Origin of the sequence: Pantoea coffeiphila (assembly GCF_016909495.1) — a bacterium.
GTDB classification, from domain to species: domain Bacteria; phylum Pseudomonadota; class Gammaproteobacteria; order Enterobacterales; family Enterobacteriaceae; genus Erwinia; species Erwinia coffeiphila.
The window spans coordinates 174,302-190,453 of sequence record NZ_JAFBFW010000006.1; the positions used below are offsets into that span (position 1 = coordinate 174,302).

At 56.0% G+C, this 16,152-nt stretch carries 13 protein-coding genes and 1 pseudogene; 7 read left to right on the forward strand and 7 right to left on the reverse strand.

Going from position 1 to position 16,152, the window contains the following annotated elements; translation table 11 throughout:
- The first annotated feature begins 143 nt into the window (after positions 1–143).
- Together JOE09_RS19600 and JOE09_RS19605 are read left to right on the forward strand one after the other, a co-directional pair.
- A complete protein-coding gene (locus JOE09_RS19600) occupies positions 144–2,525 on the forward strand; it encodes a membrane-bound PQQ-dependent dehydrogenase, glucose/quinate/shikimate family (protein WP_205066940.1) in 2,382 nt (793 codons plus the stop codon).
- A 386-nt stretch (positions 2,526–2,911) separates the two neighbouring features.
- A complete protein-coding gene (locus tag JOE09_RS19605) occupies positions 2,912–4,114 on the forward strand; it encodes an MFS transporter (protein ID WP_205066941.1) in 1,203 nt (400 codons plus the stop codon).
- A gap of 65 nt (positions 4,115–4,179) precedes the next feature.
- Here the strand turns inward: JOE09_RS19605 and JOE09_RS19610 are convergent, their stop codons facing one another.
- On the reverse strand, positions 4,180–4,614 hold the full coding sequence (locus tag JOE09_RS19610; RefSeq protein ID WP_205066942.1) for a DoxX family protein: 435 nt from the start codon (positions 4,612–4,614) through the stop codon (positions 4,180–4,182).
- A gap of 383 nt (positions 4,615–4,997) precedes the next feature.
- On the opposite strand from JOE09_RS19610, the gene JOE09_RS19615 reads away from it, so the two are divergent.
- Positions 4,998–6,074: an NAD(P)H-dependent flavin oxidoreductase gene (locus tag JOE09_RS19615; protein ID WP_205066943.1), complete on the forward strand. Its 1,077-nt coding sequence runs from the start codon at positions 4,998–5,000 to the stop codon at positions 6,072–6,074.
- Positions 6,075–6,153: 79 nt separating this feature from the next.
- Here JOE09_RS19615 and JOE09_RS19620 read toward each other — a convergent pair whose 3' ends face one another.
- On the reverse strand, positions 6,154–7,083 hold the full coding sequence (locus JOE09_RS19620) for a DMT family transporter (protein ID WP_205066944.1): 930 nt from the start codon (positions 7,081–7,083) through the stop codon (positions 6,154–6,156).
- Between the two features lie 132 nt (positions 7,084–7,215).
- Here JOE09_RS19620 and JOE09_RS19625 point away from each other — a divergent pair, with 132 nt between their 5' ends.
- Complete coding sequence (locus tag JOE09_RS19625; RefSeq protein WP_205066945.1) at positions 7,216–7,704, forward strand: Lrp/AsnC family transcriptional regulator; 489 nt, start codon at positions 7,216–7,218, stop codon at positions 7,702–7,704.
- Here the strand turns inward: JOE09_RS19625 and JOE09_RS26180 are convergent.
- The 4 genes and pseudogenes from JOE09_RS26180 to JOE09_RS19640 form a co-directional block, all read right to left on the reverse strand.
- Positions 7,701–8,243: a GMC family oxidoreductase gene (locus JOE09_RS26180; RefSeq protein ID WP_338049371.1), complete on the reverse strand. Its 543-nt coding sequence runs from the start codon at positions 8,241–8,243 to the stop codon at positions 7,701–7,703. The two genes, JOE09_RS19625 and JOE09_RS26180, sit on opposite strands and share 4 nt — an antisense overlap.
- Before the next feature lie 254 nt (positions 8,244–8,497).
- A pseudogene (locus JOE09_RS26185) lies at positions 8,498–9,328 on the reverse strand (GMC family oxidoreductase); the annotation flags it as partial.
- Between the two features lie 18 nt (positions 9,329–9,346).
- The gene (locus JOE09_RS19635; protein WP_205066946.1) at positions 9,347–10,735 is read right to left on the reverse strand and encodes a purine-cytosine permease family protein; all 1,389 of its coding nucleotides are present in this window, start codon (positions 10,733–10,735) and stop codon (positions 9,347–9,349) included.
- A 427-nt stretch (positions 10,736–11,162) separates the two neighbouring features.
- Positions 11,163–11,966 carry an IclR family transcriptional regulator gene (locus JOE09_RS19640; RefSeq protein WP_205066947.1) on the reverse strand — a complete coding sequence of 268 codons (804 nt, stop codon included), beginning with the start codon at positions 11,964–11,966 and terminating at the stop codon, positions 11,163–11,165.
- Positions 11,967–12,040: 74 nt separating this feature from the next.
- Here JOE09_RS19640 and JOE09_RS19645 point away from each other — a divergent pair, with 74 nt between their 5' ends.
- From JOE09_RS19645 to attM, 3 genes are read left to right on the forward strand one after another with little or no spacing between them, the layout of a single operon-like run.
- The gene (locus JOE09_RS19645) at positions 12,041–13,492 is read left to right on the forward strand and encodes an NAD-dependent succinate-semialdehyde dehydrogenase (RefSeq protein WP_338049373.1); all 1,452 of its coding nucleotides are present in this window, start codon (positions 12,041–12,043) and stop codon (positions 13,490–13,492) included.
- Positions 13,493–13,520: 28 nt separating this feature from the next.
- On the forward strand, positions 13,521–14,681 hold the full coding sequence (locus JOE09_RS19650) for an iron-containing alcohol dehydrogenase (RefSeq protein ID WP_205066949.1): 1,161 nt from the start codon (positions 13,521–13,523) through the stop codon (positions 14,679–14,681).
- Positions 14,682–14,735: 54 nt separating this feature from the next.
- Positions 14,736–15,527, forward strand: coding sequence for an AttM family quorum-quenching N-acyl homoserine lactonase (gene attM / locus JOE09_RS19655; protein WP_172606559.1), 792 nt, complete (start codon positions 14,736–14,738; stop codon positions 15,525–15,527).
- 128 nt (positions 15,528–15,655) lie between these two features.
- Here the strand turns inward: attM and JOE09_RS19660 are convergent, their stop codons facing one another.
- On the reverse strand, positions 15,656–15,808 hold the full coding sequence (locus tag JOE09_RS19660; RefSeq protein ID WP_105591888.1) for a type I toxin-antitoxin system Hok/Gef family toxin: 153 nt from the start codon (positions 15,806–15,808) through the stop codon (positions 15,656–15,658).
- Between the last annotated feature and the right edge of the window lie 344 nt (positions 15,809–16,152).

Below are 16,152 nucleotides of genomic sequence, written 5' to 3' on the forward strand. Positions count from 1 at the left end.
CAATAAAATTTCCAGCCTGACAATCAGCAATCCCGTGAGTGGATGAAACGATTATCCCTTTTAACACAGTGTGTTAAGAGACGGGCTGGTATTGCCTGAAGCAAAGTGAGTTAACTGACTATTCATTCTTTGGAACTAAATTTATGGATGTGAACAACCCGGGGAAACTCGGCAAACTATGGCTGAAGCTGGTGGCGGTGGTGACCACGCTGGCCGGTATTTACTTTCTGGCCGGCGGTGCCTGGCTGATCGGCGTTGGAGGAAGTTGGTACTTCCTGATCGCCGGTATTCTGCTGCTGGGCAGCGGGGTGCTGATGTTCCGCCGCCGTCTGGCCGGTGCGGTACTGTTTGGCATTACCCTGGTTTACACGGCGGTCTGGGCATTGTGGGACGTCGGCCTGCAGTTCTGGCCGCTGTTCTCACGCGTTTTTGCCCCGGCGGCGGGCGCGGTGCTGATCGCGTTTACCGTGCCGTTGCTCACCCGCCGTGTCGGTATCCGGCGCGGGGCATTTGTTTCCGGCTGCGTGCTGCTGGTGGCGGTGATTGCCGCGTTTATCAGCTCGTTCCAGCCGAAGGGCATCATCCGTAACACCGATGAAGCGGTAGTCAGTAAAGCGATCCCGGAAACGGACCCGCACGCCTCGCAGTCCGACTGGCCGGCCTGGTCCGGCGATAACAAAGGTTCGCGCTTCTCTTCGCTGAGCGATATCACTCCGGCAAACGTCAAAGACCTGAAAGTGGCCTGGACGGCTCACACCGGCGAAGCGGTGATCCCCGATAAGGGCGATGCAGAAGACCAGAACACCCCGCTGCAGATTGGCGACAGTCTGTACGTCTGTACGGCGTATACCTCGCTGATTTCCTACGATATCGACAGCGGTAAGGAAAAATGGCGCTACAAGGCCGGGCTGGGGAACTCCACCTATCAGCGCTGCCGTGGTATCGGCTACTTTGATGCCACGACAGCGAAAAACGTCGCCGAGCCGGGGAGCGCGATCGATGCTTCCGTCAGCCCGCAGCGCCTGTTCTTCCCCACGGGTGATGGCCGTCTGGTCGCTATTGACGCGCACACCGGTAAACCGGCAGCCAACTTTGGTCACAACGGCGTTGTCGATCTGAAAATCGGCATGGGCGAGGTGAAACCGGGTTACTACCAGCAGTCTTCTTCTCCGCTGGTGGCCGGAAACCTGGTAATCGTCGGCGGCCGCGTGGTCGATAACTTCGAAACCAACGAGCCGCCGGGCGTGGTTCGCGCCTATAACGCCGTGACCGGCGAACTGGTGTGGGCCTGGGACCCGGGCAATCCGAACGTCACCCGCGAGCCGCTGTCGCCTGAAGGCTACACGCGCGGGACGCCGAACGTTTGGGTTGGCATGTCGTACGACGCCGATCTGGGGCTGGTCTATCTGCCAACCGGTAACGCCACACCGGATTTTTATGCCGGAGAGCGTACCGAGGCCGACGATCAATACGGTTCTTCGATTGTGGCGGTGAAGGTGTCCACCGGGCGTCCGGCCTGGTCGTTCCAGACCGTGCATCACGACGTGTGGGACTTCGATGTGACCGGCACCCCGGTGCTGTACGACGTGAAAAACGATGACGGCACGGTGACACCGGTGCTGGCGGAAACGTCGAAGACCGGGATGATCTACCTGCTGGATCGCCGTAACGGTAAGCCTGTCGCACCGATAGAAGAAAAGCCGGTGCCGCAGGGCAACGTGCCGGGCGAACGCTATTCGCCGACGCAGCCGTATTCCACCGGCATGCCGGGCATCGGTAATGAAACGCTGACCGAATCGGATATGTGGGGCGCCACGCCGTTTGACCAGCTGATGTGCCGCATCCGCTTCAAGTCCAGCCGCTACGACGGCATCTTCACCCCGCCGGGGCTGGATACCGCATTACAGTATCCGGGATCTCTGGGTGGCCTGAACTGGGGCGGCGCGTCCGTTGACCCGACGACTGACCTGCTTTACGTCAACGATCTGCGTCTGGGCCTGTATCACTATCTGGTCCCGGCGAAGGATATTCCAGCCGGGCTGGGCAGCAGTGAAGGGATGGGGATCGTGGTGCAGAAAGGGCTGCCTTACGGCTCCATGCGTCAGCGTCTGATGTCACCGCTCGGCGTGCCGTGCCAGGCACCGCCGTTCGGTACGCTGTCGGCGATTAACCTGAAAACCCACAAGCTGGTGTGGCAGGTTCCGGTGGGCACCGTGCAGGATACCGGACCGTTAGGTATTCCGGTCGGTCTGCAAATGCCGCTGGGGATGCCGACGCTCGGCCCGACGCTGACCACGCGTTCCGGCCTGCTGTTCTTTGCGGGTACTCAGGACTTTTACCTGCGGGCGTTTAACAGCCACAACGGTGAGGAAATCTGGAAGTCTCGCCTGCCGGTGGGCAGCCAGAGCGGCCCGATTACCTACCGTTCAGCGAAAACCGGCAAGCAGTACGTGGTGATCTTTGCCGGAGGTTCGCCGCACTCCAGCGAGCGCGGCGATGACATTATCGCTTACAGCCTGCCTTAACGACTAAAGCGGCGGCAGACGTTTGCCGCTTTCTGGGGGCTCCGGGATGACCGTGGCCCCTTTTAATCCGAATAATAGCTTGCCCTAATCTAACCAGGTGGACAGGCTGCTTACTCTGCTTACTCTGCTTACTCTGCTTACTCTGCTTACTCTGCTTACTCTGCTTACTCTGCTTACTCTGCTTTCACGGCTAAGCATTTTTTCTGCTAAAGATTTGCGGAGTTATTTTTTTCGTTCAAAACTCCATCATCCGTCACCTTTTTACCTTGTTTCCAATCTTTAACATCTGCTAAAAAGGGTCTGCCAGGACGGCATCTTATTAATGGCAAACTCAATTCTCCTGCGTTAGAACAATAACGTATTAAAACTATTTAACTGGTATAAAAATGAATAATACTGCGGCCGTTGCGCGGCCAAAAACCTGGATGAGCGTGCTGCTTGTTCTGGGGTTAACGCATTTACTTAACGATCTTATTCAGTCTCTGATACCCGCCGTTTACCCGATTCTGAGAGAAAAATATCAGCTCGACTTTGTGCAGATCGGTATTATCACCCTGACCTTCCAGATTGCCGGATCGCTCCTGCAGCCGGTTGTCGGAGCAATTACCGACCGTCGCCCTTATCCTTATTCCACCGTGCTCGGCATGATGTTTACCCTGGCGGGGCTGGTCGGGCTGGCATATGCGCCAAGCTATCATCTCATTCTGCTTTCTGCTGCCAGCATCGGTATTGGTTCATCTATTTTCCACCCTGAAGCCACACGCATGGCGCGCTACGCGTCCGGCGGCAGGCAGGGGCTGGCACAGGGGATCTTCCAGGTCGGCGGCCAGGCCGGTGGTGCGATGGGGCCGCTGTTTGCGGCGCTGATTATCGTGCAGCGCGGGCAGGAAAGCCTGGCCTGGTTTGCGGTGCTGGCGCTGTTCGCCGTGGCGCTGATGATCTGGACCGCCGGACGCCACGATGCGATGAAGCACAGCTTTATCCAGTCGGTCAAAGCTAAGGCGAAAAGCGGGCACAAATCCAAAACCTATCCCCCTGCGGTGGTGGCTACCGGGCTGATCGTACTGACCCTGCTGATGTTTTCCAAGAACGCCTATAACGAAAGCTTCCGCTCGTTTTACACCTTCTACCTGATGGACCATTTTGGTGCCTCGATCACCACATCCCAGTTTATGCTGTTTCTGTTCCTGGCCGCTTCGGCGGTAGGTGCGTTGCTGGGTGGGATTTTAGGCGACCGCATTGGCCGCTATAAAATCATCTGGATCTCCATCCTTGGCCCGCTGCCGTTGACGCTGATGCTGCCGTACGCGGATTTCCACTGGACGGTGGTGCTGACGATTCTGATCAACCTGATTATGGCCAGTGCCTTTGCCGCCATTCTGATTTACGCCATGGAACTGGCACCGAATCGTATCGGCCTGGTCGGTGGGTTGTTCTACGGGCTGAACTTCGGCCTGGGCGGTATTGCCGCCGCCGTGCTGGGCGCGCTGGCGGATAAAACCGGCATTGAAAATGTCTACTGGCTGTGTTCATTCCTGCCGCTGGCTGGGCTGCTGGCGTGGTTCCTGCCGAAGATTGAAAACGCGTAAATCAGCATTTAGCGGGTGCGAAAAGATATCGGGCAGCCTTTGCGTTATGCAGGCTGCCCGTATTTTTAACGCCAGTTGGGATTGGCTATCACGGAGTATTTACCGCTGCCGAGGAACAGTAAGATAACCGACAGCATCACGTAGAAGACCAGGTCTTCTATCGCCCACGCACCGGTTTCACTCAGCGCCAGCGTATTACCCACGTCTACCAGCCACCATGCGACGATCATCGTGCCAATGATGGCAAGCGCCGAGGGGCGGCAGAGGATACCGAGAATAATCAATATCGGCGCAACCACTTCACCCAGATATACGCCGTAGCCAACAAAGGCGGGAACGCCATGTTCGGCGAGGGTATTTAAAATAAAGCTGATACCGCTGTGGACCTTGTGCCAGCCGTGAAACAATAATAATCCCCCTAAGGTGATCCTTAACAGCAGGGCGGCCAGATCTTTATTGTTCAGGCGGTTGTTAATGTTGGCGAGGATATGTTCAATCATGATTCAGCTCCGGTTTTTATAATTCAACTATAACGGCTAATGCTGTTGTCAATGAGATATCCACCCTGAAAGCGGTTAATGGCATCCACTCCATTAATACCTGGCGACAGAGTTATTACAGAAGGTAAAAGAGAATCGTTTCTGGTAATTAAATTAGTTTAAATTCTTACTCCGTACAATGAGATTTTAAATTCTTTTTTAAAATAGAAAAAATAAACCAACTAATAACAATTGAATTACACATGGTTTATTTTTAATTACCCATTGTGCATCTTTTTATTCTCATTGCGTCATGATTGACGGGACCGAATGCCGAAATCGATCTTATACTGATGGCTACCGTTTTTATGGACCCGTTCCGCAACGCTGTGCAGGATAACCGAATGAATAATCTGCTCTGTAAACGTCTCAAGCTCCGTTTTCCGCTGATTCAGGCACCGATGGCTGGCGTCTCTACACCCGAACTGGCCGCCGCCGTCAGCAATGCGGGCGCACTGGGATCGATCGGCGTAGGGGCGTCAACGCCGCAGCAGGCGGAGGCAATGATACGGCAGTCGCTGTCCCTGACCAGCGGCCCGCTTAACGTGAATGTCTTTTGCCATGCTCCGGCGCAGCGCGACCCGCAGCAGGAAAGTGCATGGATTGCGCGTTTTGGTGAGCGCTTCAGCGGGTTTGATGTGGCTCCTCCGGCAGAGCTTTCGGAAATTTATCAGACCTTCTGCGGCAATGACGCAATGCTGGAAGTGCTGCTCAATACCCGCCCGGCCGCCGTCAGCTTCCACTTCGGCCTGCCTTCAGAGGACGTTATCCGGCGGCTGAAATCGCAGGACATCGTGACCCTGGCGACGGCGACCAGCCCGGAAGAAGCGAGGGTGATTGAAGAGGCCGGGGTCGATTTTATCGTCGCGCAGGGCATTGAAGCCGGGGGCCACCGGGGTATTTTTGACCCGCAGGCGGAAGATCGTCAGCTCAGTACCCTGACGCTGGTACAGGCAATACGTCGTGTATCGCGGCTGCCGGTGATTGCCGCTGGCGGCATTATGGACGGTGCGGGGATCGCAGCGATGATGAAGCTGGGTGTAGCGGGCGTGCAGCTGGGCACTGCCTTTGTACTCTGCCCGGAATCGGCGGCGAATGCGGCTTACCGCCAACTGATGAAGAGCGAACAGGCCGCCAGCACGGTGATGACGGCGGCGATTTCCGGGCGGCCAGCGCGCTGCATTACCAATGACTTTTGCCGCATGACGCAGGATATTCCCGCGCAGGCTATTCCGGCCTACCCGCTGACCTATGCCCTCGGCAAAGCGCTCGCTGCGGCGGCCAGCGCAAAAGGCGATCACGGCTACGGTGCGCAGTGGGCAGGACAGGGTGCGTCGCTTGCCCGCGAACTGCCCGCCACAGAACTGGTCAAGGTGCTGATCGCCGAGTGGCAGGCCGCTGAGGATTTGACGGCAGAGTGATGTCAGTGAGAGCGAAGGGGAGATGTAGCGGATTTAACGGGGTGAGAAACAGAGGCCCGTCAGGGCCTCTCAGATAAACTTATTTTTTCACAGCGGCAAAAGTGGTCAGCAGCACGCCGGAGAAAATCAGCAGCAGACCGGCGATATACAGCGATGACAGCGTGTTGTGCAGGAACACCACGGCGGCAACGGCCCCGATCAGCGGCACGCCAAGGGTGACATTGGACATCGTAAACACGCTGACCCGACGGCCATGCTCGGATGAAATCACAAAGCACAGTGACGTGGCTACCGGGCCAATAAACAGCAGCAGCCACAGCAGGTTGGCACTGAATTCAATCGTTGCCGGTGAGCCTTCCACGTTCCAGGCGATCATTGCCAACGGCACCGCAGCCAGCAGCATCTGCCATGGGGCCAGCGACAGCGGCGATGATGCCCAGCGGTGATGGCGCACGTGCACAATCACCAGCGACCAGGATATTGCGCCGATAATCAGTAGCGCGGCACCCATCAGTACCTCAGGGTTATCCCACTGCATTTCCCACGGCGAACAGATCAATCCGATGCCCGCCATGCCGGTCAGCAGCGCAACGAGCTGGAGTTTAGACGGTGCCTGCTTCAGTAACAGCCACGATGTGAGTATCCCCCACAGCGGCGTGGTATATGCCAGCAGCACCGCGTGGCTGGTGTCGGTGTGGCGCATGGCGATCATTCCCAGCCCGGTGAACACCATCATCTGCATAATTCCCACCGAGGCAACGATAGGCAGATCCTGCCGCGAGGGGAGTCTGAGCTGGCCGCGCAGCGCCACGAAGGCAAACAGGCAGATACCCGCCGATCCGAAACGGATCGCAGCCAGCCACAGCGGCGGCGTCACGTTCAGTGCCAGCTTGGTCGCGGGCCAGCTCAGGCCCCACAGCACGACCATCAGCAGCAGCCATAGCAGGGTAGATCGCCCGGCGTAGCGGGCTGCGTTTTGTTTAAGGGATTCTGACGTGATAACGCTCATCGGGGTTCCTGATCAAGCAGCATGATTTCGATAATGCTATGCCGCTTTATCAGGTAAATCCGTGCTATTTTGTTCTTGCTTTGCTGCTTAAAAGAAAAAATCTACGCTTAAATTCACCATTACAGGAAAACTATGCCGCAACAGAAGCCGCAGCTGGATGAAGTCAGTCTGAAAATCCTCGATATCCTGCAAAAACAGGCCGATATCAGTAATGCCGAACTGGCCGATTGGGTCGGGCTTTCGGTGTCTCCCTGCTGGCGGCGGGTGACGGAAATGCGCGAAAAAGGCGTGATCCGTGGATCGGTGATGCTGGTAGATCCGGAAAGTCTCGGGCTTGAGGTGAATGTTTTTGTTCACGTGACGCTGAAGCAGCAGGACAAACAGTCGCTGGAGGAGTTCACCGACACCGTCAGCAACCGCCCTGAAGTGATGGAGTGCTATCTGATGACCGGGGAAGCGGACTATCTGCTGCGGGTAGTGGTGGAAAATCTGAAGAAGTACCAGGTGTTTATTCAGGAGTGTCTGACGCAAATTCGCAGCGTGGCCAGCATTCGCTCCAGCTTTGCCCTGAGCCAGGTGAAATACACCACGGCGCTGCCGACCCAGCATTTGCTGCGTTAAAGCGCCTGGCTATCTGCTGGCGGGAACGTGATCGTATGGTTAATGATGGTGGCCGCCACTCGTTCACCGATCATAATCGCCGCTGCATTGGTGTTCCCGCTAATCAGCGAGGGCATAATCGATACGTCTGCAATCCGCAGATTATCAATGCCCCACACTTTCAGCGTTGCCGGATCGACCACGCTCATCGCATCGCTGCCCATCTTGCAGGTTCCCGCCGGGTGAAAGACCGTTGCCCCGTAGTTTTGAATATATTTCAGTAATGCCTCGTCGCTGTGAAACTCACTGCCGGGGAGCATCTCCTTCCCACGAAAGGCGTCGAATTCCGGCTGTGCGAGGATCTGACGGGCCAGCTTGATTCCTTCGATAAGCACCTGCGCATCCCGGGGATGGGAGAGACAGTTAAAATCGATACAGAGATTTTTTTGTGCGTCGAGAGTGACAGTTCCTCTGGATTCAGGCCGTAGCACGCAGGTGTGAATGGCATAACCGTGGCCCCATTCAAAAAGGCGCCCCCGGTGGCTGCGATAACCGGGCACGAATGAAATTGCACATCTGGCAGCGCTTGACTGTATCGCGTTGTAGCAAATCCACCGGCCTCAACGTAATTAGTGGTTAACCAGCCTTTTCGGTTCCACAGATATTTGACGGGTGCAGGAAGAATGGATTTCAGTGCCCTGAGTGAAAATCCCAGCGTAACCGGGCTGGCTGAACGCACGGTAACCAGCCCGTCAAGATGATCCTGCAGATTCTGGCCGACGCCAGGCAAAGGATGAACCACGCTGATACCGGCCGCCTTCAGCTGTGCCTCCGGGCCTATTCCGGACCGCAACAAGATATGTGGCGTGGCAATCGCACCCGCACAGAGGATCACTTCCCGCCTTGCCCTGAGCGTCGTTTCTGCGCCGGTAACACCGTTCACCATGCTCAACCCGGCGACGGCGGTGCCGTGAAAGGACAGCGTTTTTACTTCGCTGTGGGTAATGATGCTCAGATTCGGCCTGTGCCGATGGGGATAAAGAAAGGCCCGATAGCTGGAGAGGCGTTTACCCTCTTTTTGCGTGACGTTATAGATACCAACGCCTTTCAGCTGCCTGCCGCTGAAATCGGCATTCAGCGGCAGTCCGATGCGCTGTCCTGCCTGCACGAACAGGGTGGATAACGGGTTAGGATCGCGGGGGTTATCTACCTGCAGCTCGCCCTGAAAGCCGTGGTATTCCGCGTCCTGCCCCAGCTGGTTATTCTCTGAGAACCGGAACCACGGCAGGATGTCCTGCCACCCCCAGCCCGGGCATCCCGCCTTTTCCCAGCGATCGTAGTCCGACGGCAGGCCGCGCATGTAAATCATGCTGTTCATCGAAGAAGAACCGCCCAGTACTCTTCCACGTGGGATAGCTATCGTTCTGCCGTTGAAATGTTGCTGAGGTGCCGAAGCGTAGTTCCAGCTGTATTTCTGGCTGTTGTACAGCGTAATTGTACCGGCAGGTGTCTGGATACGGGCCGCGTTATCGTTCCCACCGGCTTCAATCAAGCAGACCTCGATCTGCGGATTTTCAGACAGGCGGGCGGCAACCACGGACCCCGCTGAACCGCCGCCAACAACAATGTAATCGTACTCTTTCACAATTGCTCTTCCTGTAAGTTATGCGGAAATATGGCGCACAGCACCTGCACGTGACAGTTGAAAATAGACCGGTGATACGATAACCAGCCCGACGAGCCACGAAATATCCGCGCCTCCCAGTACCGTTGCCGCCGGTCCGGTATACAACCCGGTAGCCATAAACGGCACTTCGACCAGAATGCCGAGCAGGTAACAGAAAATCGCTTTGCCGTTGAAGTAGCCATAAATACCACCGTCACGGTGAAAAAAGGACGCCACATCGTAGATTCCATGGGCGACCAGGTAGTAATCCACCAAATTGATTGCCGTCCAGGGCACCAGTACATACAGAAGGATCAGAATGAAGTTGGTGTAATTGGTCAGGAAGTGTTCCTGACCGTAAATGGCAATGGCTATCTCAATCAGGATGGTGAACAGGGCCGTCAGGATGCGCGCACGCGCTTTTGGCGACCATTTTGGCAAAAATGTTTGCCCAAGGGTCAGAGTGCAGAGCACGCCGCAGTAGAGGTTCATGGCGTTGGTGGTGGCGATACCGATAGCAAATATGGTAATGACCACCGGTGAAATTCCGCCGGTCAGAGTGACAATGCCCTGCATCACATCGCCCCCAACCAGGCATGTCGCAATCAGGATGCCAAGGATCATCGGAAAGAACGATCCGAGCACGCAGCCGGAATAACTGCTCCAGAAAACGGCTTTTTCGCTGATGTTCGGTGGCATATAACGCGAATAATCGGAGACATAAGGTGCGTAGGCAAGTTGCCACAGGGCGGCAATCGAAACGGAGCCGAGGAAACCAGCAAGATTAAAGCCGTTTCGCTGGAGTACATCCGTCGGTAACCCATAAACAAAGGCAATCCAGGAAAAAGTAACCAGCAGGGTTACCCCAGAAACCCACGACATGATCCTGCTATAGGTGTGGATCAGCCGATAGCCAAAGATTGTGGCGATCAGGCTTAGCGCCGCCACGATCAAAATGCCGCTGTCCGTCGTCAATGGCGGATGAATGACGTGCAGCGACTGGCCGCCCAGTACCAGATTCGAGGCCATGAAACCGATATACATAATCACCACCAGGGCCACGACCAGCACGGAACCGTACGAACCAAACTGCCCGCGCGTTTGTACCATTTGCGGCACGCCCAGCTGCGGACCCTGAGCGGAATGAAGAGCCATAAACACGCCACCGGTCAGGTTTCCTACCAGAACAGCAACGGCTGCCCAAACAAAGGAGAGATGGAAGACGCTGACCGCAAGATAACCGGTGATCACGGTTAATAGCATAATGTTGGAGCCAAACCAGATGGTAAATAAATCGCCGGGTTTGCCGTGCCGTTCTGATAAAGCAACCGGCTGTATGGTGCTTATTTCCAGAGCGGGTAAAGGAATATCAGATTGATCTTTCATGGCATCGTCTTAGCTATTAATTAATGGGTGTTTTACTGACATATCGATACTGCTTTGGTGTTTGTTTTTTGTTTGTAAGTTAATATAGGTTTTTATGTTGCAGTAGAAAGGAGAGAGGTTAAAGAATGATAATTATTGATTGTCGCAATATAAATCGTATAGGCGGGTTACGGTTAAAGATATCTGATTGATAAATGGCATGTTATAAAAATCCGGCGAGAGAGTTTTGCCGCTTAATTCACCGGGTTTTCTACGAGTTCATATTTCTACAAATCATTGCATGCATTACCCGGCAAGGGGTGAAACTTGCTGTGACCGCCGGCAATTTGACCTCGCACCTGCGGCGTGCCGGTGGTGGACACTGTCTGGCTGCCCACCCCTGCGGATAAAAGGGATTACCGCGGTGCTCCGAGCCGAAAGCGCCAGCTTACTTCCCGCGATAGCCGCTCTGCTGCGACAGCGCCATCGCGGCATGGCGGATTTTCTCTCCGAGCCGGGTGGTCATATCCGATCTCGCCTCGCTGCTGAGGAAGCTGGTGGCGATCCCCGCCACCACTTTGCCGGTATGATCGTATATTGCCGACCCCACGCAGGTCATTGCTTCGTGGATCTGCCCGTTATCAATCGAAAACCCCCGTTCCCGGATGCCGGGGAATTCCGCCTGCAGTTCAGCGAGGTTGCTGACGCTGGAGGCGGTCAGCGGTGCGGGAAAGCGGTCGGCAAAGATCCGTTCGAGTTCGTCATATTCCAGCTCGCTCAGCAGCACCTTACCGGTGGCGGTAAAGGGCGCGGGCAGGCGTTTGCCGATGCGGAAGCTGTGCCCCAGCGGCTGATCGGTGTTGCGGCAGCTGACGTAGACCACCTCGTCGCGATCCAGCACGGTCAGGGTGATGGTATAGCCGTCGAGCTCGCTATCCGCCGCGAAGTAGTCCCGAAACAGCGAAACAAAATCCATCTGCGACAGAAAACTGTCCGCCCAGTGCATCAGATGTGGCCCCAGACGATAAGTGCCTTCCGCCGTTCTCACCAGTAATCCCAGCTCGGTCAGGACGTTGATCTGGCCGTGCGCGGTGCTTTTGGGCAGCGCCAGCTGTCGGGTGATATCTGCCGCTGAGAGCGAGCCGCTGGCCGCCGCGACCAGATCGAGAATGGTAACAGCTCTCCGCAGAGCGGGCACCGAATCGACGCTTTTGAGCGGTTGATCGCTTTTTGTACCGGAATTCCCTGACATACTGCACCTCGTATAAAGTTCATCATACAGACTATAGTTCAATATATTGAACTAAGCGAAAAGAGGAAGCTATGATCAAGCTCAAGAATTCAGCACTGCTGCGTGACCGCTGCCTGATTAATGGAGAATGGATTTCCGCCAGCGATGGTCGCGAGATTGAGGTAGATAATCCGGCCAGCGGCAAAATTATTGCCAGGGTGCCTTCGCTGACCGGCAGCGAGGCGGAAACCGCCATCGCCGCCGCAAAAGCGGCACTACCCGGCTGGAGCCGCATGGCGGCGAAGGACAGAACCGCGATTCTTCGCCGCTGGTTTACGCTGATAGTTGAGAACGCAGACGATCTGGCCGCGCTGATGACCGCCGAGCAGGGTAAACCGCTGGCGGAAGCAAAGGGCGAAGCGCTGTACGCCGCCTCCTTCGTTGAATGGTTTGCGGAAGAAGCCAAACGTGTTTACGGCGAAACGGTTCCGGCACCCGGCACCGATAAACGCATCATCGTGATGAAGCAGCCGATCGGCGTCTGCGCAGCGATCACCCCGTGGAACTTCCCGGCGGCAATGATTACCCGCAAAGCCGCTCCCGCTCTGGCGGCAGGCTGCACGATGATTGTCAAACCCGCCGAACAGACGCCGTTGACCGCGCTGGCGCTGGGTGTACTGGCCGAACAGGCTGGTATCCCTGCGGGCGTATTTCAGGTGATCACCGGTGATGCCAAAGAAATTGGCGGAGTACTCACCGCCAGCGCCACGGTAAGAAAACTCTCCTTCACCGGTTCGACGGAGGTGGGCCGGATTCTGATGGCGCAGTCGGCACCCACGATCAAAAAACTGTCGCTGGAGCTGGGCGGCAACGCGCCGTTTATCGTCTTTGACGATGCCGATCTGGATGCGGCCGTTGAGGGCGCGCTGGCGTCGAAATACCGCAATGCCGGCCAGACCTGCGTCTGCTCTAACCGCATATACGTTCAGTCCAGTGTCTATGATGCCTTCGCCGATAAGCTGGTGGCGCGCGTTGCGGCACTGGAAGTCGGGGAAGGTCATCAGCCGGGCGTCACTATCGGACCGTTGATTGACGCCAGCGCCGTTGAAAAAGTGGAAGATCATATCGCCGATGCGCTGGCTAAAGGGGCAAAACTGCTGATTGGCGGGCAACGCCACGCGCTGGGGGCCACTTTTTATCAGCCGACGGTGCTGGCCGAAGCCAGCCAGCAAATGAAAATCGCCCGCGAGGAAACCTTTGGGCCGGTTGCGCCGCTTTTCCGCTTTGAAACGGAAGAGGAGGTGATTGCCATGGCCAACGATACCGAATTTGGCCTGGCGGCTTACTTCTATACCGAAAATGTTCGCCGCACCTGGCGGGTGGCCGAAGCGCTGGAGTACGGCATGGTGGGCCACAACAGCGGACTGATCTCCAATGAGGTTGCGCCGTTTGGTGGTGTGAAGCAGTCCGGGCTGGGGCGTGAAGGTTCCCACCACGGCATTGATGAGTATCTGGAAATTAAATATCTGTGCTCGGTCATCGCCTGAGCATGCCCGTTACCTGAGAGGAGGAATAATGTCTATCAATCCATTTGAGTTCCGCACCGTGCCCTCCATTGAGGTGAAATGGGGAGGTGCACAGGATCTGGGTACGATCGTTGCGGCGCGGTTCAAGGCGCGAAACGCCCTGCTGGTAACCGATGCCGGGCTGATTAAGGCCGGGCTGATTGCGCCTATTGAAGCTTCGCTAAAAAGTGCCGGATTTACCGTGAGCCTGTTTGACCAGGTGGTCGCCGATCCGCCTGAGCATATCGTTCACGCCTGTGCCGACGCGGCACGTGGGGCAAATGCCGATATCGTGATTGGTCTTGGCGGAGGATCATCGCTGGATATTGCCAAGCTGGCGGCGATTCTGGTGGAGAGCGAACAGCCGCTGGCGGACATGTACGGTATCGGTAAAGTGAGCGGTTCGCGCCTGCCGCTGGTGCTGATCCCCACCACCGCCGGGACCGGGTCTGAGGTGACCAATATTTCGATTATCACCACCGGTGAAACCACCAAAATGGGGGTGGTGTCGCCGCAGCTGTACGCTGATTTCGTGCTTCTCGACGCCGAACTCACCGTGGGGCTGCCGCAGATCCATACCGCCGCAACGGGCATTGATGCCATGGTGCATGCGATCGAGGCGTATACCAGTAAACATAAAAAGAACCCGCTGTCCGATGCGCTGGCGCGCGAAGCGCTGCGTCTGCTCGGTGCGAACCTGATTGCCGCCTGCCGCGACGGTAAAAATCGTGCGGCGCGCGAGGGGATGCTGCTGGGCGCAACGCTGGCCGGCCAGGCATTTGCCAACTCGCCTGTTGCCGCCGTTCACGCGCTGGCCTATCCATTAGGCGGCCACTATCACATTGCGCACGGCCTTTCTAACGCGCTGATGCTCGGCCCGGTGCTGCGCTACAACGCCAGCGCCGCCGCGCCGCTGTATGCCGAGCTGGCGGACGTGCTGGGGGTTGAGGGCAGTGGCAACGCCGACCAGCGTTCCGCCGCCTTCGTTGAGCATATGCTGACGCTGATGGAAGAGAGCGGAGCACCGCGCAGGCTGCGTGACGTGGGCGTAACCGAAGAGAGCCTCCCGCGCCTGGCGGCTGATGCCATGCTGCAAACGCGCCTGCTGACCAACAACCCGGTCGATGTGCAGGAACAAGACGCACTGAATCTGTATCAACAAGCATTCTGACGACCTGACTCAAACGTATCACTGTACCCACTATAAAAAAGAGGCAAGCCCAGTATGAACGATATTCGACTCTATATGCTTCAGTCCGGCACCCTGAAGTGCAAAGTGCACAACATTAAAATGAACCAGGGCAGCGGTGCGGATTATGAAATTCCGGTGCCGTTTTTCCTGATCACCCACCCTGATGGTCACACTATTATTGATGGCGGCAACGCCATTGAAGTCGCCACCGATCCTCGCGGCCACTGGGGGGGGATCTGCGACGTGTACTGGCCGGTACTGGCGGAAGATCAGGGCTGTGTCGATCAAATTAAGGCGCTGGGCATCGATCCGGCGGATGTGAAATACGTGGTGCAGTCGCATCTGCATCTTGACCATACCGGCGCAATTGGCCGCTTCCCGAATGCCAAACATATCGTGCAGCGCGTGGAGTATGAGTATGCCTTTACGCCGGACTGGTTTGCCGCCGGTGGCTATATCCGTAAAGACTTCGACAAGCCGGGGCTGAACTGGCAGTTCCTCAACGGCACCGAGGATGATTTTTACGATGTTTACGGCGATGGCACGTTAACCACGATCTTCTCTCCCGGACATGCGCCCGGACACCAGTCATTCCTGGTACGGCTGCCAAACAGCAAGCCGCTGCTGCTGACTATCGATGCCGCCTATACGGTGGATCACTGGGAAGAGAAGGCGCTGCCGGGCTTCCTGGCCTCGGCGGTGGATTCCGTGCGCTCGGTGCAGAAGCTGCGTAACGTTGCCGAGCGTAACGATGCCATCGTGGTCACCGGGCACGATCCGGATGCCTGGGCGGGCTTTAAGAAAGCTCCTGAGTATTATTCCTGACAGGGGTTGAGAAAATGCGATAAGGACGGGGCTATCAGCGTTTACTGATAACCCCGTTTTGATGGTGCCGTCAGCTATGCCCTGACGCATCAGCCTGAAAACGGGGGATTGCTCCCCCGTCCAGGTCGCTACTTACCGGATTCGTAAGCCATGAATGCAGCCACCTCTTTGTCACCACTCTTCCAGCGTAATTCGCAAAGCGTCTCACGCGTAAAGTAGGTAAATATCAAAACGGTAATACAGAGTATTAACACGATAGTGATTATGGGTGGTATTTTCATCGCTCTTGCTCCTTGCATTGCTGCGGGTAAGAGGCTACTCTGATGTTGTTGGGCATAAGAGTGGGCCTCGTTGGTGATTAATATTACCTTCGGGGCTTTCTTCTTTTTATCTCTCAACAACCTGTTACTGCCAGTTACCTGAGATAAAAAGCCTCAAGCACCGGGCGGGATTATACTTTAGTGCGTGAGTTATTAAATTTGTTTCTGCGTACTATGCGTAAAATTGCGTACGATATCGCAATTTTCGTGTAATTAATTTGTTATTTCATCTGCGCATTAATCTGATGCTATTAGTTAAGGTTGGCTTGTTATTTGTTTGTGTTATGTGATTTGGTTATTGGTTT